This is a genomic window from Achromobacter sp. RTa, assembly GCF_000757485.1.
GTDB lineage: Bacteria > Pseudomonadota > Gammaproteobacteria > Burkholderiales > Burkholderiaceae_B > Achromobacter.
Genome location: NZ_JPYO01000019.1, coordinates 59,266 through 83,129, shown reverse-complemented (window position 1 = coordinate 83,129; position 23,864 = coordinate 59,266). Strand labels below are relative to the sequence as shown.

The following is a 23,864-nucleotide window of genomic DNA, read 5'->3' as shown; positions in this document are numbered from 1 at the left end:
CCGCAAGAAATGATCCGCATCCGCGGCCTGCAAAAATCCTACGGCGCCCATGCCGTCCTGCGCGGGATCGATTTCGACGTGCTGCCTTCGCAGGTGGTGGTGGTGATCGGGCCAAGCGGCTCGGGCAAGAGCACCCTGCTGCGCTGCTGCAACGGGCTGGAAGTGGCCGAGGCGGGCACCGTGGACATCTGCGGCCAGACCTTGCTGGACCACGGCACGCTGCTGCCGGAGGCGGAGCTGAACCAGCTGCGCATGCAGGTGGGCATGGTGTTCCAGGGCTTCAACCTGTTCCCGCACCTGTCGGTGCTGGACAACGTGACGATCGGTCCGCGCAAGCTGCACGGCATGGGCCGCGACGAGGCCAATGCGCTGGCGGCCGACCTGCTGGCCAAGGTCGGCCTGGGCCAGAAGATGTCGGCCATGCCGGCCAGCCTGTCCGGCGGCCAGAAGCAGCGCGTGGCGATCGCCCGCGCGCTGGCCATGCAGCCCAAGGTCATGTTGTTCGACGAACCGACCTCGGCGCTGGACCCGGAACTGGTGGGCGAGGTGCTGCAGGTCATGAAACTGCTGGCCCGCGAGGGCATGACCATGATGGTCGTGACGCACGAGATGGGCTTTGCCCGCGATGTGGCCGACGTGGTCGCGGTGATGGACGGCGGGGTGATCCTGGAGTCCGGCTCGCCCGAGGTGATCTTCAGCCAGCCGCGCGAGCCGCGCACCCGCGAGTTCCTGCAGGCGGTGCTGAGCGCGTCGCCGGGAGCGGCGGCATGAGCATGGGGCAATTGGACAAGAGCCTTTGGAAGGCGCGCGACGACAGCGCGGAGCAGGGCGATACGCGGCGCCTGGCTCACATCGTTGAACCGGCCGCCGGGCAGATCCAGGCGGGCGAGGCTGTGCTGCTGGGCTTTGCCTGCGATGCCGGCGTGGCGCGCAACCAGGGGCGCGTCGGCGCCGCAGGAGGCCCCGCCGGCATCCGGAAATTCCTGGCGGGATTGCCCGCGCATGGCCTGGCGCGCGTGCTGGACGCGGGCGACGTGGCATGCGAGGGCGACCTGCTCGAGGATGCCCAGGAACGCCTGGGCTTGCGCCTGGCGGAACTGATGGGGCAGGGCGCCCGTCCGGTGGTGCTGGGCGGCGGGCACGAGATCGCCTGGGGCAGCTTCCAGGGCCTGGCCCGCTGGCTGCGGGCGGGCGGCGGCGCGGGGCCCGTGCTGGTGCTGAACCTGGACGCGCATTTCGACCTGCGCACCGGGCGGCCTGGAAGTTCGGGCACGCCGTTCGATCAGATCGCCCGCTACTGCGAGGAGCAAGGCCAGCCCCTGCAATACGCCTGCCTGGGCGTGTCGCGGCTGGCCAATACCCCCGCGCTGTATGCCCGGGCCGCCGAGATCGGGGCATTCTGGGTGGAGGACCGCGATATGCAGGAGCGCCACCTGGAGGCCCGGCTGGCCGACGTGGACGCCTTGCTGGAGGGGGCGGCCCACGTCTACCTGACGATAGACCTGGACGTGTTGCCGGCGGCGGTCATGCCCGGCGTATCGGCGCCCGCGCCTTACGGGGTGCCGCTGGCGGTGGTCGAGGACATCGTCCTGCGGGTAAAGGCGAGCGGCAAGCTGCGCCTTGCCGACATGGCGGAGTACAACCCGCGCTTCGACGTGGATGGCCACGGCGCCCGCGCGGCGGCGCGCCTCGCATGGCAATTGGTTTCCCCCTGAACGGCAACGGCCAGGGGCGGGGCGGAAAGGGCGGCTTCCCATGGGGAGGCCGCCCTTTTTCATGCCTGGAATGACGAGTCCCGCTTATGGCGGATGGGCTGGACGCTGGCTTGGCTCCGGCTTAGGATAGGGCCAGCAGTAGGGCCGGCTTGCGACCCGTCAGGTGCCCGCAACATTTATATGTCCCCATTTAAATATTTTTCTTTTAAATTGGGGACACTATATTTTTCGCGGATAAAATGGCGCAACTTAGTCAGGAGAGCATGCTCATGTCTCAAACTCCCACCCACGCCTTGCCGTCGTATCTGAACGCCGAAGACCTCGGCCCCTGGGGTAATTACCTGCAACAAGTCGATCGGGTCACCCCGTATCTCGGTTCTCTGGCGCGGTGGGTCGAAACCCTGAAGCGTCCGAAGCGCTCGCTGATCGTCGACGTGCCGATCGAACTCGACAACGGCAGCATCGCGCACTTCGAGGGCTACCGTGTCCAGCACAACACCTCGCGCGGCCCCGGCAAGGGCGGCGTGCGTTTCCACCAGGACGTCACGCTCTCCGAAGTGATGGCGCTGGCGGCCTGGATGTCGATCAAGAACGCCGCGGTGAACCTGCCTTACGGCGGCGCCAAGGGCGGCGTCCGCGTCGATCCGCGCAAGCTGTCGCAATCCGAGCTCGAGCGCATGACGCGCCGCTATACCTCGGAGATCGGCGTCATCATCGGCCCCTCCAAGGACATTCCGGCTCCTGACGTGAACACCAACGCCCAGACCATGGCCTGGATGATGGACACGTACTCCATGAACGAAGGCGCCACCGCCACCGGCGTGGTCACCGGCAAGCCGATCGCGCTGGGCGGCAGCTTGGGCCGGGTCGAAGCCACGGGCCGCGGCGTGTTCGTCGTGGGCTGCGAGGCCGCCCGCGACCTGAACATCGACGTGTCGAAGGCGCGCGTGGTCGTGCAGGGCTTCGGCAACGTGGGCGGCACCGCCGCTCGCCTGTTCCATGAGGCCGGCGCCAAGGTCATCGCTGCGCAGGACCACACCGGCACCGTGCACAACGCCGAAGGCCTGGACGTGCACAAGTTGCTGTCGCACGTGTCGCAGCACGGCGGCGTGGGCGGCTTCTCCGGCGGCCAGGCCATGGACAAGGACGAGTTCTGGACGCTGGAAACCGAATTCCTGATCCCGGCAGCCCTGGAAAGCCAGATCACCGCCGAGAACGCCCCCAAGGTGCGCGCGAAGATCGTGGTGGAAGGCGCCAACGGCCCGACGACTCCGGAAGCGGACGACATCCTCGCCGAACATGGCGTCTATGTGGTGCCCGACGTGCTGGCCAACGCCGGCGGCGTGACGGTCAGCTACTTCGAGTGGGTGCAGGATTTCTCCAGCTTCTTCTGGAGCGAGGACGAAATCAACCAGCGCCTGGAACGTCTCATGCGCGAAGCCTACGCAGCGGTGTCGCAGGTGGCCCGCGAGCACAAGGTCACGCTGCGCACGGCGGCGTTCATCGTCGCTTGCACGCGGATCCTGCAAGCGCGCCAGGTGCGCGGCCTGTACCCCTGATATCCGATTCGGCGGCGGGTCAGCGACCTGCCGCCGAGGAGGCAAGGAGACAAAAACGAAAATCGCCCCGCAAGGGGCGATTTTCATTGGCCGCCGCAAATGGATCGCGGGCACGCGGACATTGCAGCGATGCGGGCGCGACATTTTTTCATGCGGGTGTCGGGCCGGCGCCACAATGCGCCCCTGTTTTCGCGATCAGGGAAAATCCCGGCTTGCTTTTCACGAATTGAAACATTGCGTCCCTAGAATCCATTCCTGCCATGTGCCGGACGCGCCGTTCGCGATTCGAGCCAACCGGCCATGTCTGTTCAATCAACGGGAATTTGCAATGAAAAAGACTTTGTTCGCCACCGCCATCCTGGCCACGTTCGGCGCAGCGGCGCAGGCGGAAACCTCGGTGACGCTGTATGGCCTGATCGACACCGGCGTGGGCTACCAGCGCATCAAGGGCGACAACTACCATGAATCCAAGGTCGGCATGGTCAACGGCGTGTCCAGCGGTTCGCGCTGGGGCCTGCGCGGCGCCGAGGACCTGGGCGACGGCCTGAGCGCCGTGTTCACGCTGGAAAGCGGCTTCAATTCGGGCAACGGCCAATCGGGCCAGAGCAGCCGCCTGTTCGGCCGCCAGGCCACCATCGGCCTGAAGAGCAATTCGTGGGGCCTGTTCGAACTGGGCCGCCAGACCAACATCGCGTCGAAGTACTTCGCCGCGATCGATCCGTTCGGCGGCAGCTACGGCCAGGCCAACGTGGGCGTGGCCTTCAGCGCCGCCAACACGGTCCGCTACGACAACATGGTGCAGTACTCGACGCCGTCGTTCGGCGGCGTGCAGTTCGGCATCGGCTACTCGTTCAACGCGTCGGACACGACCTCCGCCCAGACCGGCTTCAAGACGGCCGACAACACGCGCGCCATCACGACCGGCCTGCGCTACGTGAACGGCCCCTTGAACCTCGCCGTGACGTACGACCAGCTCAATCCGGCCAGCCAGCTGGATACGGACGCTACCCCCAAGTCCTGGATGGTGGGCGGTTCGTATGACTTCGAAGTGCTGAAGCTGGCGCTGGCCTACGGCCAGACGCGCGACGGCTGGTTCACGGGCCAGGGCGCCAACGCCTTCGGCAGCGGCAGCCCCGAAGCCAAGGGTTTCGGCACCAACGTGGCCGTTTCGGGCTTCAAGGCCAATTCCTACCTGGTCGGCCTGAGCGTGCCGCTGGGCGGCGCCAGCAACATCCTGGCCTCGTGGCAGCGCGCCGATCCGGATAGCGACGCCCTGACCGGCGATGACGCCACCATGAACGTCTACAGCCTGGGCTACACCTATAACCTGTCCAAGCGCACCAACCTGTACGCCTTGGGTTCGTATGCCACCAACTTCGCGTTCGTCGATGGCGTGAAGAGCACCGTGGCGATGGTGGGCATCCGCCACCGCTTCTAAGGCGCAGGCATGAGCGGGCGGCGCGCAAGCGCCGCCCCTTGCGCCGAGCCGCGGTTGCACTGAGCGGATTGGGCGTCTTACCCGGCCACAGACGCGAAAAAGGCGGCCACCTCCCTAGCTCCACTCCCAGTCCGCTCACCCGAACCCCGGCCCCGATGGGGCCTTGCGCCTGCCGTGGCCGCTCAAGGCTGGGGCAGCAGCTCCGGCTTGAGTATGCCGCGCAGATCCGCGTAGGAAATGCTCAATTCGGGTTCGCCGTGCGAGTACGGCGCGATGGAATAAGCGTCGTACTTGACCACGATGCCGTCGCGCGTCAGCGCGAAGTTGTCGCTTTCCTGGAACGGCCACATCTTGCCGTAGGCCGCCGGATCGCGGCGGGCATCGGCATTCTGCTCCAGCCACTTGGCGTGCGCGCGCTGCAGCGCGGCGACGTATTGCGCGCGTCGGCCCGGAATCAGGGCTTCGTCCAGGCTCATTACGCGCCCGCGGCTGCGCTCCCAGTTCAGGTACTGGGTGGCCGGGATGCCGTGCGCGGCGCCGGTCAGGAACTGTTCGGTATGCAACTCGATGGAGACCACGTCGCCGACCGTGTCCTTCACGCTCGCCTTGAAATAGGTGGCATCGCGCGGGCGGGCGGTGGACCAGAAGTACTGCGTGTATTCGGACAGCGTGTCGTAGGGGCCGCGGCGGTTGGCATCGGTGCCGGTCATGTAGGCCAGGACGTGGTCCACCAGGGCCGTCAGCTTGGGAATGCCCGGGAATGCCACGCTGTCGATCTCGATGCGGGGGCAATCGCCCTCGCAGCCGGGCTTGTTAGATGCCCATTGGATGCGTTCGGTGGACAGGTCTCCGATCTGCTCGGGCGTGGTGGCCGCGGGCGACGATTGCGGGGCGAGGGTGATGTCGGCCGGCGGCGCGCTGCCGCAGCCGGCAAGCGCCATGACGGCCGCGCCCAGGATGAAACCGCTAATCGCGCCTCGTGGCGTGAACGTGCGACGCATTGAACTACCTCCAGAGAATCAGGGCGTGGCCGGTCAGGGGACGACGCCCGTCCACTCCGGCGTGGAGAACTTTTCGGCCGCCTGCGCCTGCGCGAGCGCCAGCGTGCTGCTACCCACTTGCCCCGGAGTGAGACGATGCAGCCCGGCAAAAGTTTCCACCATGCGGTCGATGATGACCTCGCGCGCCAGCCCGGTCTGGGTGCGCAGCGGGTCGACACGCTTCTTCGCGCTGGTGGTGCCCTTGTCCGAGAGCTTCTCGCGGCCGATGCGCAGCACTTCCACCATTTTATCGGCGTCGATGTCATAAGACATCGTCACATGGTGCAGCACGGCGCCGGAGCGGCGGGCCTGCGCGGCGCCGCCGATCTTGCCGATGTCGGACGCGATGTCGTTCAGCGGCTGGTACCAGGCCTTGATTCCCAGGCCCTGCAGCGCGGTCAGCACCCAGGCGTCGAGGAAGGCGTAGGATTCCTGGAAGCTCATGCCATGCACCAGCGCCTGCGGCACGCTGAGCGAATAGGTGATGGAGTTGCCGGGTTCGATGAACATGGCGCCGCCGCCGCTGACGCGGCGCACGACCGCGATGCCGTGGCGGCGCGCGCCTTCGGGATCGACCTCGTTCTTCAGGGATTGGAATCGTCCGATAACCACGGCTGGCGCCGACCATTCCCAGATGCGCAGCGTGGGGGCGCGCTGGCCGGCGCCGACTTCGTCGGTGATGACCGCGTCCAGCGCCATGTGCAGCGCGGGCGGTTGCGGGCCTTCGTGGATCAGTTCCCAGCCGTAGTCATTCCAGTCGGTGCGCGTCATGCCAGCGCTCTCCGCAGCACCACGGCGACGGCTTCCGCAGTGAAGCCGAACATCTCGGCGTCGGCGGGCAGGGCCGATTGCACGGCCACCGCCAGCTCGAGCTCGCCGGCGTCGGCGGGCATGCCGTTCAGGCCGCGGTTGATGGCTTCGAGCGCTTCCGGAGGCTCGAGAAAGAAGTCGCCGCTGATGCGCACGTCGGCCAGGCGGCCGTCGCGCACTTCCAGATCCGCGACGACCAGTTTGCCGCCGGGGACTTTATATTCGCCATGCATGGGCGCTCCTTGCTAAATCCAATTAGTGTAAACAGGCCCTAGAGGCTGAGTTTCATGCCGTCGTGGCTGGCCTTGAAGCCCAGGCTTTCGTAGAACCGGCGCGCGTCGGGACGGGCGCGATCGGTGGTCAGCTGCACCAGTCCGCAACCCTGGATGCGGCATTGCTCGATCGCCCACTCGAACATGGCGCGGCCCAGGCCCGCGCCGCGAGACGAGGAGGCGATGCGCACGCTCTCGATCTGTCCGCGCCACTGGCCCAGCCGCGACAGGCCGGGTATGAACGATAACTGCAAACAGCCGACCAGGCGCGAATCCTGCTCGACCACCGCCAGGAACTGGTTGGAATCCTGGGCGATGGCGGCGAAGGCGGCGGTGTAGCGCGGATCGAGGGGAAGAGAGGGGTTTTCGCGCGTCGCGCCCAGTTCATCGTCGGCCAGCAGCGCGACGATACCGGGCAGGTCTCCCAGGCGCGCCCGGCGGAACTCCAGTTGCGGATCAGGCATTGCGGCTCCTTCAGCGGGCGACGTTCTGGGCAGTCTGGCCGAACAGGATGCGGCGCGAGGCTTCGTCGTTGACCGACGGGGCCGTGTTGATCGTGTCGGCCAGCGCGTAGGCGCGCTGCGTGGCGGGCCGGGCGGCGATCGCGTCGAACCAGCGCTTCAGGTGGGGGAAATCGTTCAGGTCCTGGCCCTGCCTGGCGTGCGGCACGATCCAGGGATAGGCCGCCATGTCCGCGATCGAGTAGTCGCCCGCGACGAACTCACGGTCCGCCAGGCGCTTGTCCAGCACGCCGTAGAGACGGTTGGTTTCCTTGACATAGCGCTCGATGGCGTAGGGGATGCGCTCGGGCGCATAGGCGGAGAAATGATGGTTTTGGCCGGCCATGGGGCCCAGCCCGCCCATCTGCCAGAAGAGCCATTGGGAAACTTCGGCGCGGCCCCGCAGGTCCGCGGGCAGGAAGCGGCCGGTTTTTTCGGCGAGATAGAGCAGGATGGCGCCCGATTCGAACAGCGGGACCGGCGCGCCGCCGTCGGATGGCGCCTGGTCCACGATGGCCGGGATGCGGTTGTTCGGCGCGATGGCAAGGAATTCGGGCTTGAACTGATCGCCGCGGCTGATGTTCACCGGGTGGATCTTGTACGGCAGGCCGGCTTCTTCGAGGAACAGTGTGATCTTGTGGCCGTTGGGGGTGGTCCAGTAATAGAGATCGATCATGGGGGTGTCCTGGTCATGGCGCCGGCGGCGGCCGGCGGATGGAACGGCCATGATAGCGGGGCATCGCGGGCGGCGGCCCGAATAACCGGGGGACGGGTGCGGGTTTGCCCCCCGGTCCGGCCGGAGCGTCACGCCGCGCCCGGGCGGGCGCGGCCAGGCAGCCTCCAGGTCCAGTTCAGGCTGACGCCGGCGGCCGCCAGGAAGATCATGGCCACGCCCACGATCTGCGATGCGTCCATGCGGTGCCCGTAGACCACGAAATCCAGCATGATGGCAACTGCGGGATAGATGAAGCTGAGCGCGGCGGTGGAGGTCGTGGGCAGCTTCTGGATGGCCGAGTACATCAGGATGTACATGAGGCAGGTATGGACCAGGCCAAGGGCCACCAGATAGCTCCATTGCAGGGGCGCCGCCGGCAAGGCGCCGAAGTCCGCCATGGGCAGGAGCATGACCGCGCCGAGCGAAACCTGCACGAGCGCCAGCACCTGGGGCGGGATTTCCTTCAGCCGCTTGACGATGATGGCGGTCACGCCATAGAGCGCTGCTGCGCCCAGGCCCAGCAGCAGGCCGGAAAGATAGGCACTGCCGCCGGCCCCGCCGCTCTCGGACAGGCGCAGCACCAGCATCAGCCCGGCGAAAGCGATGACCGACCAGGCCAGCTTGCCCCGGGTAGGACGTTCGCCCAGGAAGAGGACACCCAGGCCGATGAGGAAGAAAGGCTGGACGTTGTAGACCGCCGTCGCCAGCGAGATCGAGGCCAGGCGGTAGGCGGAAAACAGCAGCACCCAGTTCATGACCAGGGCGGCTCCGGCGGCCAGCGCCAGCGCCAGCGTCCTGGCGGTGAACAGGCCCGGCTTGAGCAGCCCCCGCATCCAGCAATACAGGAAGAGCGACAAGGCGCCGAAGACGCAGCGGAAGAAGACGACGTTCCAGGCGCTTTGGCCGGACTCCAGCACGAAGACGCCCAGCGTGCCCGACAGGGTCATCGCGGCCGCCATTTGCACCAGGCCGGTACGTTCTGATGAGGGATTCATGAGGATTCTCCAGGAGGCGCGCCGGCCTCGACGTTTGATGGAGAAATTATCCCAGGCAGACAAAGCTGGTTATATGATATTGATGCGATGAATCGGTAATTGAACCTTTGTTTGGGTGGAATTTATGCAAAACGACCTAAAAAATGAAAATCCGGTTCTGGACGGCATCGACCGCCGCCTGGTGGAGACGCTTTCCGCCAATGCGCGCACCACCACGGCCGATCTTGCGCGCCAGGTGGGCATGTCCGCGCCCAGCGTGGCGGACCGCCTGCGGCGCCTGGAGGATTCGGGAGTGCTGCGGGCCTATACGGTGAACGTGGACCCGGTGGCGCTGGGATACACGCTGGAGGCCATCGTGCGCATCCGGCCCTTGCCCGGGCAATTGCGCCACGTGGAGGGTCTGATCCAGGAGATCCCGGAGTTCGTGGAATGCGACAAGGTGACGGGCGACGACTGCTTCATCGCGCGGGTGGTGCTGCGCTCGATCTCGCACCTGGACGGCATCCTGGAGCGCGTGACCGAATTCGCCGAGACCAACACGGCGATCGTCAAGGCGCACACGGTGCGCCGGCGCCTGCCGCCGCTGCGCTAGGCGGCAGGCAAGCGGGCTCAGACCGGCGCAGACAGCGCCTTTTCGATGTCGTCCTTGAGGCCCGCGGGGGTGTCGGTGGGCGCGTAGCGCTTGATGACGCGGCCGTCGCGGCCGACCAGGAACTTGGTGAAGTTCCACTTGATGCCCTCGGTGCCGAATACCCCGGGCTTTTCGCCCTTTAGCCAGCGGTACAGCGGATGGGCGCCGTTGCCGTTGACCTCGATCTTGGCGTAGAGGGGGAAGGTGATGTCGTACTGCGTGCTGCAGAAATTGCGGATCTCGGCTTCGTCGCCGGGCTCTTGGTGGCCGAACTGGTCGCACGGAAAGCCCAGCACGGCCAGCCCGTCGTCGCGGTACGCGCGGTACAACTCCTCGAGGCCCGAGTACTGCGGCGTGAAGCCGCACTTGGAGGCCACGTTCACCACCAGCAGCACGCGGCCGCGATAGGTGTCCAGGGATTGTTCCGCGCCATCGATGCCGCGGGCGGAGAAATCATAGATCGTGCTCATGGGGGCTCCTGCCGGTCAGGCGTCGGAACGCGAGGGCGTCAGCGCGCCGGCTTGTTCCACGAGTGTAGCCCCGGCGTGGCGGCCGTAGTAGCGCGTGCCCCACAGCGTCAGCAGCAGCACGCAGAGCGTGATGGCCGCCGACATCCAGGGCAGGTCCGTCAGGGGCAGGCCCTTGCCCAGCGCCATGCTGCCGAGCCATGCGCCGCCCGCATTGCCCAGGTTGAACGCGCCCTGGTTGAGCGTGGACGCCAGATTCGGCGCCTCGGCCGCCTGGTCCACGATCAAGGTCTGCAGCAGCGGCACCACGGCAAAGCCCAGCACGCCCCAGACGAAAACCGTGAGCAGCATGGGCGCCAGGGAGTGGATGGCCTGGCTCAGGGCCAGGAAGACCAGCAGCAGGCCGACGAAAATGCGGCGCAGCGACACCTCGAGATTGCGGTCGCCCAGTTTGCCGCCCAGGGTGCTGCCGATGGTGAGCGCCACCCCGAAAAGGAGCAGCACGCCGGTGACGCCGCGCTCGGACACGCCGGTCACTTCGCGCAACAGGGGCGCGATGTAGGTCAGCACGCAGAAGAGCGCCGCGGACGCGAGCACGCTGGCGGCCAGCGGCCATAGCACGCGCACGTCGCGCAGCACTCTGAATTCACGCAGGATGTTGCCGGGTTGCATTGGAATGCGGGAGGGCAGCCATGCCGCCAGCGCGGCGACGGCGGCCAGCCCGATGCCGCTGACCACCCAGAACGTGGAGCGCCAGCCCGCCACCTGCCCCAGCGCCGTGCCCAGGGGCACGCCCAGCACGTTGGCGAGCGTCAGTCCGGTGAACATCAGCGCAATGGCGCTTGCGCGCTGGTTGCGCGGCACCAGGTCCGCAGCCACCACCGCGCCCAGGCCGAAGAATGCGCCGTGGCAGAAGGCGGTGAATACGCGCGCCGCCATGAGCAGCGCGTAGGTGGGCGCCAGCGCGCAGAGCAGATTGCCCAGGACGAACGTGCTGGCCAGCCCGATCAGCGCGGCCTTGCGGGGCAGCTTCGCGGTGACGATGGCCATGATGGGGGCGCCGATGACCACGCCCATGGCGTATCCGGTGATCAGCAGGCCCGCGATGTCGATCCCCACATGGAGATCTTCGGCGACGTTGGACAGCAGGCCCATGATGACGAACTCGCTGGTGCCGATGCCGAAAGCGGCGGCGGCCAGCGCAATGAGGTGCAGGGGCATGGAAGGCAGAGTGGGCCGGGCGGCGAGGGAAAGCCGCGCCGGTGTGCGCGGGTAAAAGGCAAGGGCGGAATTCTAGGGCAGTCCGGCGGCGCAGCGCCGGGATGGCCCTGCTGATATTAAGGGTATACCCTGATCAAACCTGCCCGGGCAGGCGGCTATACCAGCTTCAGATCCACGGGGGCCACTCCCGGAAACACGCGGGCAAGCCGGGCCTGGTCCAGTCCGTACAGCCTCGAAAACAAGCCGGCGAACACCGAGCGGTACTCATTGAGCACGGGATAGTCGCGGTCCTGGAACAGCGTGTCGCGCTTGACGCCGACCTGGCGGCCCGCGATGCGCCCGCCCTGCACATTGCCGCCCATCACCCAATAGACCGTGCCATGCCCATGGTCCGTGCCCTTGTTGCCGTTTTCGCGGAAGGTGCGGCCGAACTCGCTGATGACCACCACGGTGGTGTGTTTCCATGCCGGCCCCATGGCGTCGGCATAGGCGGCCAGGGCCCGGCCCAGCTGGCCCAGCCGGTTCGACAGCAGGCCGCTGGCGGCGCCTTGGCCGACGTGCGTGTCCCAGCCGCCGACATCGACGAAGCCCAGGTTGTAGCGGTCCGCCATGAAGCGGGCGATGCGGCGCGCTTCCTGTTCCAGCCTGTCGGTGGATACGGCATTGCCGTTGGCCGCCTTCATCTCGGCCTCGATCTCTTTGCGCGCCGCGCCCATGATGCGCTGCCCTTGCGCGACCGATGCGTGCAGATCGGTGTTCTGGTACATGGATTCGATGATCCGGTTGTCTTCGGCGTTCAGGCGCGACTTGCGGCCGGCGCCGATCAGGTCGACGTTGGGCACGCGCGTGTCGCCGCGGAATATCTGGGGCACTTCCGAGGTGAAGGCGGCCGGCAGCGCCCTCCCGGCGCCCAGGTTCGAGGCCAGGCGGTTGAGAAAGCCCGAGCGGTAGTTGCCGCCCGCGGCCGCGCCTCTCCCCAGCTCGATGCCGTTCTGGGTTTCGAAGTGGCTGCGGCTGGTGTCCTCGGTGCCCGCGAACGGCACGAACGCAAGCTGGCGCCTTTCGTAGAAGGGCAGCAGGCTTTCCTCCAGCGCGGGGTGCAGGCCCCATCCGTCGCTCAGGGGCAGGGCGGCCCCCGGCCCGCTGCCGGGGCGCGCGATGGCGATATTGGGCCGGGATTCGTAATAGAAGTCGCTGCCCGCCGGCACGAGCAGGCTGGCGGCGTCATAGGCGCCGCGCATGAAGACGACCAGCAGGCGGTTGCCAGAGGCGGCGGGAGCGGCATAGAGGCGGCTGCCTCCCAAGGCCAGCGGGGCGGCAGCCATCAGTTGGAGCAGGCGGCGGCGATCCATGGTGTTCTCCTGGGACCTGTTGATGGTAGAAGCCTCGCCCCGGCCCTAGCGGAGCATGAACTCCGGCGAGGCCAGCAGGTAGGTGTTGGCCTTGCTGCGCGACTTGGCCTGCTCGATCGCCTCCCGCGTGGCGGACGAGAGCCCCGCGAACAGGCCGTTGCCGGCGTTCGCTTTCAGCAGGTCGGGCAGTGGCGGCAGGTCCGTCGGGTCGTCGCCGCCTACCTTGTAGAAGCGCTGGGGCGCGCCGGCGATGACGCTGGCGACTTCGAAACGCGTCGTCATCTGGCCCGAACCGGCCCAGTCGGACTTGCTCATGGGGTAGCCGTCGGGCGTCAGGCGCTGGTTCAGGGGCTGGCCGAGCTGCTTCAGCATGCCGACTCCCATCTTCGGATTGAGGATGGGCGGCATGCCTCCATAGGCCAACCGCAACGAGGAATAGACGTAATGGACGGGGTCCTTGAATATTCCCTTCTTCAGGGATGCCGAGAACTCCGGAGAATCGAACAGCGTCTTGAGTGTGGCCGCGATGTCGCCGTCCGAGGCCAGGAATGTCCTGGCCATCTTATCGACGACGGAGGCGGGGGGCGCATCGCCCATGAAGTACACGGCCAGCTTGCCGCTGACGTGCTTCGCGGTCGCGGGATTGCGCGCCAGCAGCTCGGCGGCCTTATCGACCTCCTGCATGCCGGTTCCGGCGATGCGGTGGCCGAGGAATTTCTTTTCACCGAAATCGTGGCGCGCGGGATTGAAGAGGAACAGCCCCTCCTGGACGACCTTGTCGCGCCATTCGCGCTTGACCTTCGGCGGCTCCGGCTTGTTGCTGATGCCTAGCCCAGTCAGGATGCGGGCCAGTTCCTGCACATCCGTCTGCGAGTAACCGCCGCCCACGCCCAGCGTGTGCAGCTCCATCAGTTCGCGCGCATAGTTTTCGTTGATCTTGCCGGCGGCGTTCTGGGTATTGTCCAGGTAGATCAGCATCGCCGGCGCGCGCATCGTAGCCGACAGTAGGTCCCGGAATTTACCCAACGCATGTGGACGAATGGCTCGGTCTTCATACTGCGACAGGAAAACGCCCACGTCGCCTTTGTTCAGATCGACGTTGAAATGGTTCATCCAGAACCAGGTCATCTGGTCCTGCAGCTGGTTGGCCGAATAGAGCGCGCGCCACAGGGCGCGGTCGTTGACTTCCGCGGCGCGCCGAATCGAGAACCGCCGCGCTTCGCGCATAGCTTTGATCTTCTCGTCGGGCGGTAGTTTGTTCGCCTTTTGTCGCATGCTGATCTGCGTGGCTCGCGCCGCCTCGTCGGAAGTGCGCGAAATTGAGAGGGCGTCGATGCGTTGCTGTACAGCGGCCGGCAGCTTGTCCTGGGATACGGGATGCAATTGCGCGTGCAGGTAGCGTTCGGCGCCTACTTGCTGCATGCGAGCCAGTTCTGCGGGCGTTGCGCCCCAGGTCACGCGGTTGACCAGCGCCGCTTCGCGCGTTTTGGCGTCGACGTCCGCTTGGGCCAGGGCGCATGCGGCCAACGGGAGCAACAGCAAGGGTAGGACGCGCCGCAGATGGGCTGGCAACATGGGATGGAAACCCTCCTTGGGGCCAATCGAGATGTGACAGGATAATCGCGGCAAGTTTCCCCGCCGAGCGCGTCTTGAAACGCAAGGAAACGGATCGCATCCTGCCATCGCCCAAGTCCGGGCGCCGCGCGGGGCTTTTGCCGGCGCCGGGCGGCCGCCGTCCTATCATGGCGGATGGCAGAGATGCGCAAGCGCCTGAAGGAGGGCGGCAATGGAAGGAATGATCGAGCGTCTTGAGGCGATGCTGGCCAAGGGAACGGACAACATGCTGTTGCGATTTTCCCTGGGCAAGGCCTACGCGGAGCAGGATTGTTTTCAGGAAGCCGAGGAGCATCTGCGCGCGGCGCTGGCGTTCGATCCCGCGTATTCCGTCGCGTGGAAATGGCTGGGCAAGGCCTGCCTGGGACGCGGAGACAAGGCCGGGGCGCGCACGGCCTGGGAGTCCGGCCTTCAGGCCGCCCAGGCGCGGGGCGATCAGCAGGTGGTGAAGGAATTGCAGGTATTCCTCAAGCGCCTGGACAAGGACGCCGCGGCCGGCGCCTGAGGCGCGTCAAGCGTTCGCGGCGGGCGCGCGAGGCAGCCCGCCGAACGCCTCCAGCGCCCGCAGGCGGCTCTGAGCCAGGTCGACGATGGCAGCAGGGTAGGAGGCGGCCGCGCGTTCCATCGGGCTGGGATCGTGGATGGCATGTTTGTCCAGGTGCGCCAGTTCCGGCAGCCATGCGCGCAGGAACGAGCCGTCCGGATCGAACCGCCGCGATTGCGACAGCGGATTGAAGACGCGGAAGTACGGCACTGCATCGGCGCCGGTGGATGCGCTCCATTGCCAGCCGCCGTTGTTGGAGGCCAGATCGCCATCCACCAGCTGCGACATGAACCAGGCCTCGCCTTCACGCCAGTCGATGAGCAGGTTCTTCGACAGGAACATGGCCGCCACCATGCGCAGGCGATTGTGCATCCAGCCCAGCGCCTGCAGCTGGCGCATGGCGGCGTCCACGATGGGAACGCCCGTGCGGCCCTGTTGCCAGGCGCGCAGGTCTTCGGGCGCATGGCGCCAGGGCACCGCGGCCGTCTCCGGTTTCATGGGCCGGTGCATGGATAGAGCGGGATGCGCGGCCAGGAGATGCTGGTAGAACTCGCGCCATAGCAGCTCATCGATCCAGGCGGATGCGCCTGCCTTGCCGCTGTCCAGTTCGCCGTGGTTGGCACTCAGCGCGGCGCGCAAGGCCTGGCCGGGCGACAGCACGCCCGCGGCCAGATAAGGCGACAGGCAACTGGTGGCGGGCAGGCCAGGGAAGTCGCGCTGCTCGTGGTATGCATCGATCGCCCCGTCGGCGAAGGCATCCAGGCGCTCTGCGGCGGCGGCTTCGCCCGCAGGCCACAGGGCCTTTACGGCGTCGTCCGGAGCGCTGAACCCTTCGAACGACCCGGGCAGGGAGTCGGCCCGCCAGGCAGGGGGCGACTGCGGGCGAGGCGCCGGTATGGCGCGGGGCGGCGCAGTGCGCAGCCGTTCGCGGCAGGCGCGCGCGTAGGGGGTATAGACGCGATAGCACTCGCCCTTGCCGGTAAGCACGGTGCCGGGACGCAGGAGCGACGCGCCATGGTGCAGGGTCCAGCCCACCTCCATGGCCCGCAGGCGGTCGGCGACCGCGGCGTCGCGGCGGCGTTCATTGACGGCCCATTCGGCGTTGGCATGGACATGGCCGATGGCGTGGGCCTGGCAGAATCCCGCCAGCGCCTCGGGCGCTTCGCTCCAGTCGCGCACGGTCAGTAGCTTGAGCGGTATGCCCAGCCGGCCCAGTCCGCCCGAAAGCTCGCGCAGATTGCGCAGCCAGAAGTCCACCTTGGCCGGCGCGTCGCCGTGCATGCGCCATTGGCCCGGCGCGGTCAGGAACAGCGCGGTCACGGAGCCGCTCTCGGCGGCTGCCGCAAGCGCCGGGTTGTCATGCGCCCGCAGGTCGGTGCGCAGCCAGAGCAGCGTATTCATGGAGGTCCAGGGGGGAGGATTGCCCGCGGCACGGGCGGGCACGGCAGGCATTCTATATTGCACGGGACTGGGCGCAGCGGCCCGCGAGGCGTGGAAGATGATGTAAAAACTACGAGTAGATGTGTCCGGTCGGGCGCGGCTGGGCCGCGCAACCGTCAAACCATGAAACACGCTGGCGTTTCGTAAGTATTGACGCGGCAGGGGCCCCGGCCTGTAATCCAAGTAAACGACTAGAGCAAGTGAACGCTATGGGAAATCTGATGGACCTACGCCCGTCCTTTCTGAAAGGCCGCGCACCTGCCAAGACTCCGCTCGACGTACTGCAGAAGCTCTGGCGCTCGGTCGACCTTCCGGACGAATCGCTTGGCCATGTCGTGCTCACAGGCGCCGATCCCGTCCTTCCTTCGTCGTTTGCCGTCGGCGCGGCGGCACAGGCCAGCGTGGCCGCGGCCGCCCTGGCCGCCGCCGAGATCTGGCACTTGCGGGGCGGCGCCAGGCAGCAGGTCAGCGTCGACATGCTGCACGCCGCGCAGGAATGCCGCAGCCATTTCAAGATCAACGGCATTACGCCCAACCCCTGGGACCCCATCACGGGCCTGTACCGTTGCGGGGATGGCAGCTGGGTCCGCATCCATGCCAATTTCGCCCATCATCGCGATGGCGCGCTGGCGCTGCTGGGCTGCCCGCCCGGCGACGGTGCGACGCGCGCGGCCGTCGAGCGCGCCCTGGGACGCTGGAACGCATTCGATTTCGAGCAGGTGGCCGCCGACGCGGGGCTGGCCGTAGCCGCCATGCGCAGCTTCGACGAGTGGGACCGCCACCCCCAGGGCCAGGCGGTGGCCGCGCAGCCCTTGCTGACGATCGAACGCATCGGGGAAGCCGACCCGCGGCCCTTGCCCAAGTACGGGCATGACGCCCGGCCGCTCAAGGACATCCGCGTCCTCGATCTCACCCGCATCATCGCGGGGCCGGTTTGCGGCAGGGCGCTGGCCGCTTATGGCGCCGACGTGATGCTGGTCAATTCTCCGCAACTGCCCAATATCGACAACATCATTGACACCAGCCGGGGCAAGCTCTCGGTTCTGGCGGACCTGGACACGGCCGACGGCCGCATCGCCCTGGGCAACCTGCTGCGCAGCGCGCACGTGTTCGTGCAAGGTTACCGGCCGGGCGGCCTGGCCGCGCTGGGCTTCGGGCCCCGGGACGCGGCCCGCATCCGCCCGGGCATCGTCTACGTTTCCCTGTCCGCCTATGGCAACGCCGGCCCGTGGGCCAACCGCCGGGGTTTCGATTCCCTTGTGCAGACGGCCACCGGCTTCAACCATGCGGAAGCGCAGGCGGCGGGCCAGGACGCGCCCAAGCCGTTGCCGATGCAGATCCTGGACCATGCATCCGGCTACCTGATGGCGTTCGGCGCGCAGGCCGCGCTGGCGCGCCAGGCGACGGAAGGCGGCAGCTGGCATGTGCAGGTATCGCTGGCGCAGACCGCGCACTGGTTGCGCAGCCTGGGGCGGGTAGAAGGCGGCCTGGCCTGTCCGATGCCCGGTTTCGACGGCCTGCTGGAGACCGAGCCTTCGGGCTTCGGCGAATTGATCGCGGTGCGCCATGCCGCGCAATTCTCGGAAACGCCGGCCCGTTGGACCCGTCCTTCCAGCCCCCCGGGCACGCACCCCACGGTCTGGCCGTTCCACTGAGAGGCGCGGGCCGCCTGCCTATTTGTTGCCCGCTTTCCATTCGCGCAACGCGCGCATGGTGTTGGCGACGTGGGACTCGGGGCTCATGTCCGTGAATTCATACAGGATCCTGCCCTGCGGCGAGATGACGTAGGAGACGCGCTGTGCGTACTCCGGGCGCTTGTCGTGCACGGCGTCATAAGCCTTCATGATCTTGCCGTCGCCGTCGGCGGCCACCGCGAACTTGCTGCGGCATTCGCTGACCGAGAATTTGTTCAGGGTGTCGATGTTGTCCGTCGACACGCCGATGACAGTGGCGCCCAGCGACTTGTATTCGTCCGTGGCTTCGGCGAAGTTGTGCGCTTCGATGGTGCAGCCCTGCGTGAAGGCCGCCGGAAAGAAGTACAGCACGACGGGGCCTTGCTTGAGCGCTTCGTTCAGCTTGAACGTAAAGACATTGCCGCCCAGCGTAGCCTGGGCGCTGAAGTCTGGAGCCGGGGCTCCCACCGTCAGCGCGGCGTGGGCCGGCGCGCCGGCCAGCAGGCCGCATAGCAACAGGCAATTGGCAATGCGCTTCATCGGAATCTCCTTCTGTGTCTCGCGCCGTGAGCCGGCATTCGTCGTACTGTAGTCCCGCGGGCGGCGAGGGTCCAGGGGGCGATGCGCCCCTGCGCCGTCAATCGCGTCCCGACTGGCCCCGGCCGTTGCCGTCTCCGCGCGGCTGATCGCGGCCACGGCCTTCGCCTCCTTGCTGGCGGGATTGCTGCTGGGCCTGCTGCGCGCGTTGTTGCTGCTGGCGGGCCTGCTGTTCGCGTTGCTGCTGCTGGCGGGCCTGCTGCTGGGCCTGCTGTTCGCGCTGTTGCTGCTGGCGGGCCTGTTGCTGGGCCTGCTGTTCGCGTTGTTGCTGCTGTCGGGCATGCTGCTGGGCCTGCTGTTCGCGCTGTTGCTGTTGGCGGGCCTGCTGCTGGGCCTGCTGTTCGCGTTGCTGCTGCTGGCGGGCCTGCTGCTGGGCCTGCTGTTCGCGTTGCTGCTGCTGGCGAGCCTGCTGCTGCGCCTGCTGTTCGCCTTGTTGCTGCCGGCGAACCTGGTCGTCGCGTTGCCGCTGTTGGCGAGCCTGGTCCTGGGCCTGCGGATTCCGCGGCGGTTGCTGGGCCTGTTGCGGCGCGTCCCGGCGGCCGCCCTGGCCGCGATCCTGGTTGCCCCGCCCATTGTCCGGTCCGTTTCCCTGCCGGACATCCTGTTCCGGGCGGCGGCCTTCGGGCCGCCTGCCGTTGTCGTCGTGATGGTCCAGGTAGGCCTGGGGCGGACGGCCCTTGTTGTGTTCATAGAATTGATTGCGGTCCCTGCCGGCATCGCGGACATAGCCACGCTGCGCCTGAGTGGGCGGAGCATGGCGTTCTTTGCGTGCGGCGAGTTCGCGAGGATCGGCCCGGCGCTGGATGCCCGAAGGGCCGCCGTGATAGCTGACGCGGCGGTTGTCCACCTTGTTCACGACCACGGTGTGGTTGTAGACGTTGGTGACGCGCGTGATGTTCACGTTCGTGACGGAGCGGTTGTAGTAGAAGCGGTCGCGCTTCCAGTAGCCTCCGACGTAGCCCAGGCCCGTGTAGCCGAAACCATAGTTGATGCCGCCATAGAAACCCACGTGGGGCCCCCAATAGCCGGCGTTCCAGATGTACAGGCCGTTGACGAAGCCCCAGTAGCCGGGGGTCCAGAGCGCGCCTGCATAGGGCGCGAGCACCCACGCGCCGGGCACCCAGAAGAAGCCGTAGCGATTGCGGCTCCAGTAGCCCGGCACCCAGATATAGCCGTCCGCGGGGGCGGGCGGCTGGACATAGACGGGCAAGGGCGGCGGAGGCTCGGGGCTTCGGTCCACCAGCGCTAGATTGGCGTCCGAGGGGTCGCCCCCGTCATAGGCAGGGGCCGCGGGGGCGGGCGGCGGTTCATAGGTCTGCGCCGCGGCGCCGGCACAGGCGGCCAGCAGGATGGCGGCGGCGAGAGGCCGCGCATGGAGGATCCGGGATTGGCGAGTCATGGTTATTCCTTTGCGCAACTGGCGCGCGGATCAGTAGCCACGATAGTAGTAATGCGGAGCGGGATAGGCCGGATAGTAGTAATGCGGCGTGTAATAGACGGGGGCCGGGCGGTAGTGAGCCGGCCGGGCCGGCACCACCACACATCCGGTCAACGCGCTCGACATCGCCAGCATCAGCAATAGACTCTTCTTCATTTTGCAACTCCTGCCGAGCGCCAGGCGCGGCTTGCGCCCTGGTCGCGCTCGTAAGGATTAGGCCACAGGGCCTTGCCTGGAGTTCTGGACTGTAATCATTCCGAAACAGCTTTCGGGTGACGGATGTTTGCGTTCTCGTGACCGTCGATGTCGTTCGTATCAGGATGGGAGCCCCCACGCTGCGCACGCTTTGCGTGCTTGCTGCCCCCCGAGGGGGCTGCGCCGCCTTGGGGCGGCCCGGCGGCGGCGCGGCTATTTTTGCGAGGAGCCGCAAAACAGTCTTCCGTTCAAGGTATTCGCTGCGCTGCAAAGCTGTTGCCTCTCCAGCGCACTGGCTACGCTTGCTTTGGGTCCCGAGGGGGCTGCGCCGCCTTGGGAGCGGCCCGGCGGCGGCGCGGCTATTTTTGCGAGGAGCCGCAAAACAGTCTTCCGTTCAAGGCATTGGCTGCGCTGCAAAGCTGTTGCCTCTCCAGCGCACTGGCTATGCTTGCCTTGGGTCCCGAGGGGGCTGCGCCGCCTTGGGGCGGCCCGGCGGCGGCGCGGCTATTCTTGCGAGGAGCCGCAAAACAGTCTTCCGTTCAAGGCATTCGCTGCGCTGCAAAGCTGTTGCCTCTCCAAAAAAAATAGGGGCCGCCTGAGCGACCCCTATCCGATGCCAGCCGTGTGTGGCGGGTTTTAGTTCCAGCGGCCGCCGTTGCCCGCGAGGCTGAAACGGCCGGCGCCCATGAAGGCGATGGCCAGGCCGGTGAAGAGGAACATGCCTTGCAGTTCCAGCGCCCAGCCGCCATTGTTGGTCAGGCTGCTGATCTGGCCGGAGTGCGCCAGCAGGATGGCGACGACCATGTTGATGGCGATGAGCAGGCCGCCCAGCCGGGTGTAAACGCCGACGATGATCAGGACCGGCGCAAGGATTTCGCCGACGTAGGCGCCGTAGGCCAGGAAGCCGGGCAGGCCGTGCGAGGACAGCATGCCGCTGATGCCGCCGACGCCGCCGCCGGTCAGTTTGAAAAGACCGTGCAGCAGTATCAGGATGCCGAGGGTCAGACGCAGGATCAGTTTGCCGGTGTCATCGGACTTGATCATGGTGGGTTCTCTTCTAATGGTTGAAAGGGACAGCGGCCGTTGGAACGGAATGCGAGCCTTTGGTTCCGCGCCCGGCGGGCCCCGCGGGAGCTGGGTCTGAACCGGGGACGGGCCGGGCCATTATTGCAAAACCCGATCAAAATCATCAAGCATTTGTCGTGGCGCCGCGACGCTTTTCAACAAATGCTTACCGACGGGGCAGGCGCTCAGAATTCTTCCAGGAAACGCATGCGGAAGCGGCGCCCCTTGATGTTGCTGTTGGACAGGCGGGAGAAGGCCTGCTTGGCGATCTGGCGGTCCAGCGCCACGTAGGAGACGAATTCGCCGATGTTGATCTTGCCGACCTGCTCGAACGCCAGGCCGCCGTCGCCGGTCAGGGCGCCTAGGAGGTCGCCGGGGCGCAGCTTGTCTTTCTTGCCGCCCTGGATGCACAGGGTGATCATCGGCGCGCGCAGCGGGCGGTCCGCCTTGGGCCGCAGCGACTTGATGTCGGCCCAGACCAGCGGCGAGCCCTGGTACTGTTCGATCAGGTTGGCCCAGCGCATTTCGTCGGGCGAGCACAGGCTGAGCGCCAGCCCCTTCTGTTCGCCGCGGCCGCTGCGCCCGATGCGGTGCACGTGGACTTCGGTGTCCTTGGTCACGTCTACGTTGATGACGGCGCCCAGGTTCTGGATGTCCAGGCCGCGCGCGGCCACGTCGGTGGCGACCAGCACGGCGCAGCTCTGGTTGGCGAACTGGATCAGGATTTCGTCGCGCTCGCGTTGTTCAAGGTCTCCGTTGAGAGCCTGGGCGCTGATGCCGTCGGCCTGCAGGCGTTCGACCAGGTCGTGGCTGCGCACCTTGGTATTGCAGAACGCCAGCGTGGACGCCGGCCGGAAATGCGCCAGCAGGCGGGCCACGACGTCCAGCCGGTCGCGGTCGTCGATTTCGTAGAAGATCTGTTCGATGCGACTGGCGTCGTGCTGCGCCTCGACCTTGACCTCGGCGGGGTTGCGCAGGAAGCGCGCGGCGAGCTTGCGGATGTTGTCGGGATACGTGGCCGAGAACAGCAGCGTCTGGCGCTTGGCAGGGCAATGCGAGGCGATGGCGACGATATCGTCGTAGAAGCCCATGTCGACCATCCGGTCGGCTTCATCCAGCACCAGGGTGTTCAGGCCGGCCAGGTCCAGGTTGCCGCGCGCCAGGTGGTCCTGGATGCGGCCGGGCGTGCCGACCACGATGTGCGCGCCGCGGGCCAGGGACTCGGCCTGCGGACGCGTGGCGGCGCCGCCGCACAGCGTCAGTATCTTGATGTTGGGGATCTGGCGCGCCAGCCGGCGCAGCTCCTGGGCGACCTGGTCCGCCAGTTCACGCGTGGGGCAGAGCACCAGGGACTGGGGCGCCAGCCAGGGCGGATTGACCTTCTGCAGCACGCCCAGCCCGAAGGCCGCGGTCTTGCCGCTGCCGGTCTTGGCCTGCGCGATGAGGTCGCGGCCTTCCAGGATCAGCGGCAGGCTTTGCGCCTGGATGGGCGTCATCTGTTCGAACCCCAGGCTTTGCAGGTTGGAAAGCAGGGCGGGCGCGAGGGGCAGGGAGGAAAAGGCGGTGTTCGTCACGTTGAGGGGCGCCAGGCGAGGGCGCCTGTAGGGGAATCAACCGAGAGTGTAAGGCCTGCCGGACGTCAGGCGCTCAGGGCTCGTCCGGCCCGCTCGCCTCGGATTGCGGCTGGTAGGTGCGGGCGAGCTTGCGGGCGGCCTCCTGCATGCGCGGCAGCCAGGCGCGCGCGCCCTCGATGGACAGCCGGGCCACGGGCGCGTGCAGCGCCACGGCCGCGATGGCGCGGGAACCGTGCAGGATGGGCACCGCCATGCACACGATGCCAAGCAGGAATTCCTCGCGGTCGAAACTGGCGCCTTCCTTCTTGATGGCGCGCAGTTCGCGCTCCAGCGCGGCCACGTCGCATAGCGTGTTGGGCGTGTAGCGGGGCAGCGGCGCGGCGGCGAGCAGGCGTTCGCGCGCTTCACGCCGCATGTGGGCCAGGAACAGCTTGCCGCTGGCCGAGCAGTGCAGGGGGACGCGAGAGCCGGATTGCAGGTTGACGCGCAGCGGCCAGGCGGTTTCGACGCGGTCCAGGTAGATGACCTCGTCTCCGTCCAGCATGGTGCAGTTGCAGGTTTCGCCGATTTCGTCGACCAGGCTGTCCAGGATGCGATGGCGTTCGCCCCGCAACGGCGAATTCAGCAGAGTGTCGCGGGCCAGGGCGCTGAGCCGCGGGCCGCTGACGTAGCTTTTGCCGGCGGGTTCGCGCAATAGCATGCCCGCGTCGACCAGGCGCGACAGGATGCGCAGGACGGAGGGCTTGGGCAGGCCCGTGGCGTCGGTGAGCGCGGCCAGCGACACCGGGTGCCCGGCCCGGGCGACCTGTTCCAGCAGCGTCAGCGCGCGCAGCGCGGCGGAGGATTCGTCTTTCATCTTTCAATAATTGAAGATTCGGCGGCGTGGCCCCTATCCTCGCACGGATTCTGCAGAAAATGAAACGCCATGGGGTGGGATCGGCGGGCGTTCTGCTGCAGTATCGGATCACACCGGCCAATATGCAATCCGGCACGCGCCGGCCTGCCAGGA

General features: G+C 67.0%; 24 protein-coding genes. 7 read left to right on the top strand and 17 right to left on the bottom strand.

The features are described from left to right. Nucleotides 1–9 precede the first annotated feature (9 nt). From JL37_RS06590 to JL37_RS06575, 4 genes are all read left to right on the top strand, one after another. Nucleotides 10–771 carry an amino acid ABC transporter ATP-binding protein gene (locus JL37_RS06590; protein WP_197064578.1) on the top strand — a complete coding sequence of 254 codons (762 nt, stop codon included), beginning with the start codon at nt 10–12 and terminating at the stop codon, nt 769–771. Continuing rightward, nucleotides 768–1,715: a formimidoylglutamase gene (gene hutG / locus JL37_RS06585; RefSeq protein ID WP_156124235.1), complete on the top strand. Its 948-nt coding sequence runs from the start codon at nt 768–770 to the stop codon at nt 1,713–1,715. Before JL37_RS06590 ends, hutG begins: the two co-directional genes overlap by 4 nt. A gap of 269 nt (nt 1,716–1,984) precedes the next feature. Further along, entirely contained in the window at nt 1,985–3,274 is a 1,290-nt protein-coding gene (locus tag JL37_RS06580; RefSeq protein WP_043542868.1) for a Glu/Leu/Phe/Val dehydrogenase, read from the top strand. A 328-nt stretch (nt 3,275–3,602) separates the two neighbouring features. Continuing rightward, nucleotides 3,603–4,712, top strand: a complete 1,110-nt coding sequence (locus JL37_RS06575; RefSeq protein WP_043542796.1) for a porin — start codon at nt 3,603–3,605, stop codon at nt 4,710–4,712. 182 nt (nt 4,713–4,894) lie between these two features. Here JL37_RS06575 and JL37_RS06570 read toward each other — a convergent pair whose 3' ends face one another. The 6 genes from JL37_RS06570 to JL37_RS06545 form a co-directional block, all read right to left on the bottom strand. After that, nucleotides 4,895–5,713 carry an RsiV family protein gene (locus tag JL37_RS06570; protein WP_043542795.1) on the bottom strand — a complete coding sequence of 273 codons (819 nt, stop codon included), beginning with the start codon at nt 5,711–5,713 and terminating at the stop codon, nt 4,895–4,897. 33 nt (nt 5,714–5,746) lie between these two features. Then, entirely contained in the window at nt 5,747–6,523 is a 777-nt protein-coding gene (locus tag JL37_RS06565; protein WP_043542794.1) for a biotin/lipoate A/B protein ligase family protein, read from the bottom strand. Then, the gene (locus tag JL37_RS30350; RefSeq protein ID WP_043542792.1) at nt 6,520–6,795 is read right to left on the bottom strand and encodes a lipoate protein ligase C-terminal domain-containing protein; all 276 of its coding nucleotides are present in this window, start codon (nt 6,793–6,795) and stop codon (nt 6,520–6,522) included. The genes JL37_RS06565 and JL37_RS30350 overlap by 4 nt, the downstream gene beginning before the upstream one ends. A 38-nt stretch (nt 6,796–6,833) precedes the next feature. Further along, nucleotides 6,834–7,298: a GNAT family N-acetyltransferase gene (locus JL37_RS06555; RefSeq protein WP_043542790.1), complete on the bottom strand. Its 465-nt coding sequence runs from the start codon at nt 7,296–7,298 to the stop codon at nt 6,834–6,836. A gap of 10 nt (nt 7,299–7,308) precedes the next feature. After that, nucleotides 7,309–8,010 carry a glutathione binding-like protein gene (locus tag JL37_RS06550; RefSeq protein WP_043542788.1) on the bottom strand — a complete coding sequence of 234 codons (702 nt, stop codon included), beginning with the start codon at nt 8,008–8,010 and terminating at the stop codon, nt 7,309–7,311. A gap of 128 nt (nt 8,011–8,138) precedes the next feature. Next, complete coding sequence (locus JL37_RS06545) at nt 8,139–9,044, bottom strand: DMT family transporter (protein ID WP_043542785.1); 906 nt, start codon at nt 9,042–9,044, stop codon at nt 8,139–8,141. A gap of 124 nt (nt 9,045–9,168) precedes the next feature. Here JL37_RS06545 and JL37_RS06540 point away from each other — a divergent pair, with 124 nt between their 5' ends. Then, nucleotides 9,169–9,636, top strand: a complete 468-nt coding sequence (locus tag JL37_RS06540) for an Lrp/AsnC family transcriptional regulator (RefSeq protein ID WP_043542782.1) — start codon at nt 9,169–9,171, stop codon at nt 9,634–9,636. A 17-nt stretch (nt 9,637–9,653) separates the two neighbouring features. On the opposite strand, the gene JL37_RS06535 is transcribed toward JL37_RS06540, so the two are convergent. The 4 genes from JL37_RS06535 to JL37_RS06520 form a co-directional block, all read right to left on the bottom strand. Further along, entirely contained in the window at nt 9,654–10,145 is a 492-nt protein-coding gene (locus JL37_RS06535) for a glutathione peroxidase (RefSeq protein ID WP_043542780.1), read from the bottom strand. A gap of 15 nt (nt 10,146–10,160) precedes the next feature. Then, nucleotides 10,161–11,363: an MFS transporter gene (locus tag JL37_RS06530; RefSeq protein WP_043542777.1), complete on the bottom strand. Its 1,203-nt coding sequence runs from the start codon at nt 11,361–11,363 to the stop codon at nt 10,161–10,163. 155 nt (nt 11,364–11,518) lie between these two features. Next, nucleotides 11,519–12,715 (bottom strand): DUF1501 domain-containing protein, encoded by a 1,197-nt coding sequence (locus JL37_RS06525; RefSeq protein ID WP_043542775.1) that lies wholly within the window; start codon nt 12,713–12,715, stop codon nt 11,519–11,521. 45 nt (nt 12,716–12,760) lie between these two features. Further along, a complete protein-coding gene (locus JL37_RS06520; RefSeq protein ID WP_052096903.1) occupies nt 12,761–14,290 on the bottom strand; it encodes a DUF1800 domain-containing protein in 1,530 nt (509 codons plus the stop codon). 211 nt (nt 14,291–14,501) lie between these two features. Here JL37_RS06520 and JL37_RS06515 point away from each other — a divergent pair, with 211 nt between their 5' ends. Beyond that, a complete protein-coding gene (locus tag JL37_RS06515) occupies nt 14,502–14,834 on the top strand; it encodes a tetratricopeptide repeat protein (protein WP_081954990.1) in 333 nt (110 codons plus the stop codon). A 6-nt stretch (nt 14,835–14,840) separates the two neighbouring features. Here the strand turns inward: JL37_RS06515 and phrB are convergent, their stop codons facing one another. Next, a complete protein-coding gene (phrB, locus tag JL37_RS06510) occupies nt 14,841–16,274 on the bottom strand; it encodes a deoxyribodipyrimidine photo-lyase (RefSeq protein ID WP_043542865.1) in 1,434 nt (477 codons plus the stop codon). Between the two features lie 248 nt (nt 16,275–16,522). Between phrB and JL37_RS06505 the strand changes: the two genes are divergently transcribed. Next, nucleotides 16,523–17,968 (top strand): CoA transferase, encoded by a 1,446-nt coding sequence (locus JL37_RS06505; protein ID WP_043542774.1) that lies wholly within the window; start codon nt 16,523–16,525, stop codon nt 17,966–17,968. 18 nt (nt 17,969–17,986) lie between these two features. On the opposite strand, the gene JL37_RS06500 is transcribed toward JL37_RS06505, so the two are convergent. The 6 genes from JL37_RS06500 to JL37_RS06480 all read right to left on the bottom strand — a co-directional run bounded on the left by JL37_RS06500 (nt 17,987) and on the right by JL37_RS06480 (nt 23,711). Beyond that, nucleotides 17,987–18,526, bottom strand: coding sequence for a peroxiredoxin (locus JL37_RS06500; protein WP_043542772.1), 540 nt, complete (start codon nt 18,524–18,526; stop codon nt 17,987–17,989). 97 nt (nt 18,527–18,623) lie between these two features. Then, nucleotides 18,624–19,982, bottom strand: coding sequence for a BcpO-related WXXGXW repeat protein (locus JL37_RS29675; RefSeq protein ID WP_052096899.1), 1,359 nt, complete (start codon nt 19,980–19,982; stop codon nt 18,624–18,626). 30 nt (nt 19,983–20,012) lie between these two features. Continuing rightward, nucleotides 20,013–20,177: a hypothetical protein gene (locus JL37_RS30650; protein WP_197064576.1), complete on the bottom strand. Its 165-nt coding sequence runs from the start codon at nt 20,175–20,177 to the stop codon at nt 20,013–20,015. 675 nt (nt 20,178–20,852) lie between these two features. After that, nucleotides 20,853–21,260, bottom strand: coding sequence for a DoxX family protein (locus tag JL37_RS06490; RefSeq protein WP_043542771.1), 408 nt, complete (start codon nt 21,258–21,260; stop codon nt 20,853–20,855). 206 nt (nt 21,261–21,466) lie between these two features. Continuing rightward, nucleotides 21,467–22,855: an ATP-dependent RNA helicase DbpA gene (gene dbpA, locus JL37_RS06485; protein ID WP_043542770.1), complete on the bottom strand. Its 1,389-nt coding sequence runs from the start codon at nt 22,853–22,855 to the stop codon at nt 21,467–21,469. Nucleotides 22,856–22,928: 73 nt separating this feature from the next. Continuing rightward, on the bottom strand, nt 22,929–23,711 hold the full coding sequence (locus JL37_RS06480; protein WP_043542769.1) for an IclR family transcriptional regulator: 783 nt from the start codon (nt 23,709–23,711) through the stop codon (nt 22,929–22,931). Nucleotides 23,712–23,864: the final 153 nt, after the last annotated feature.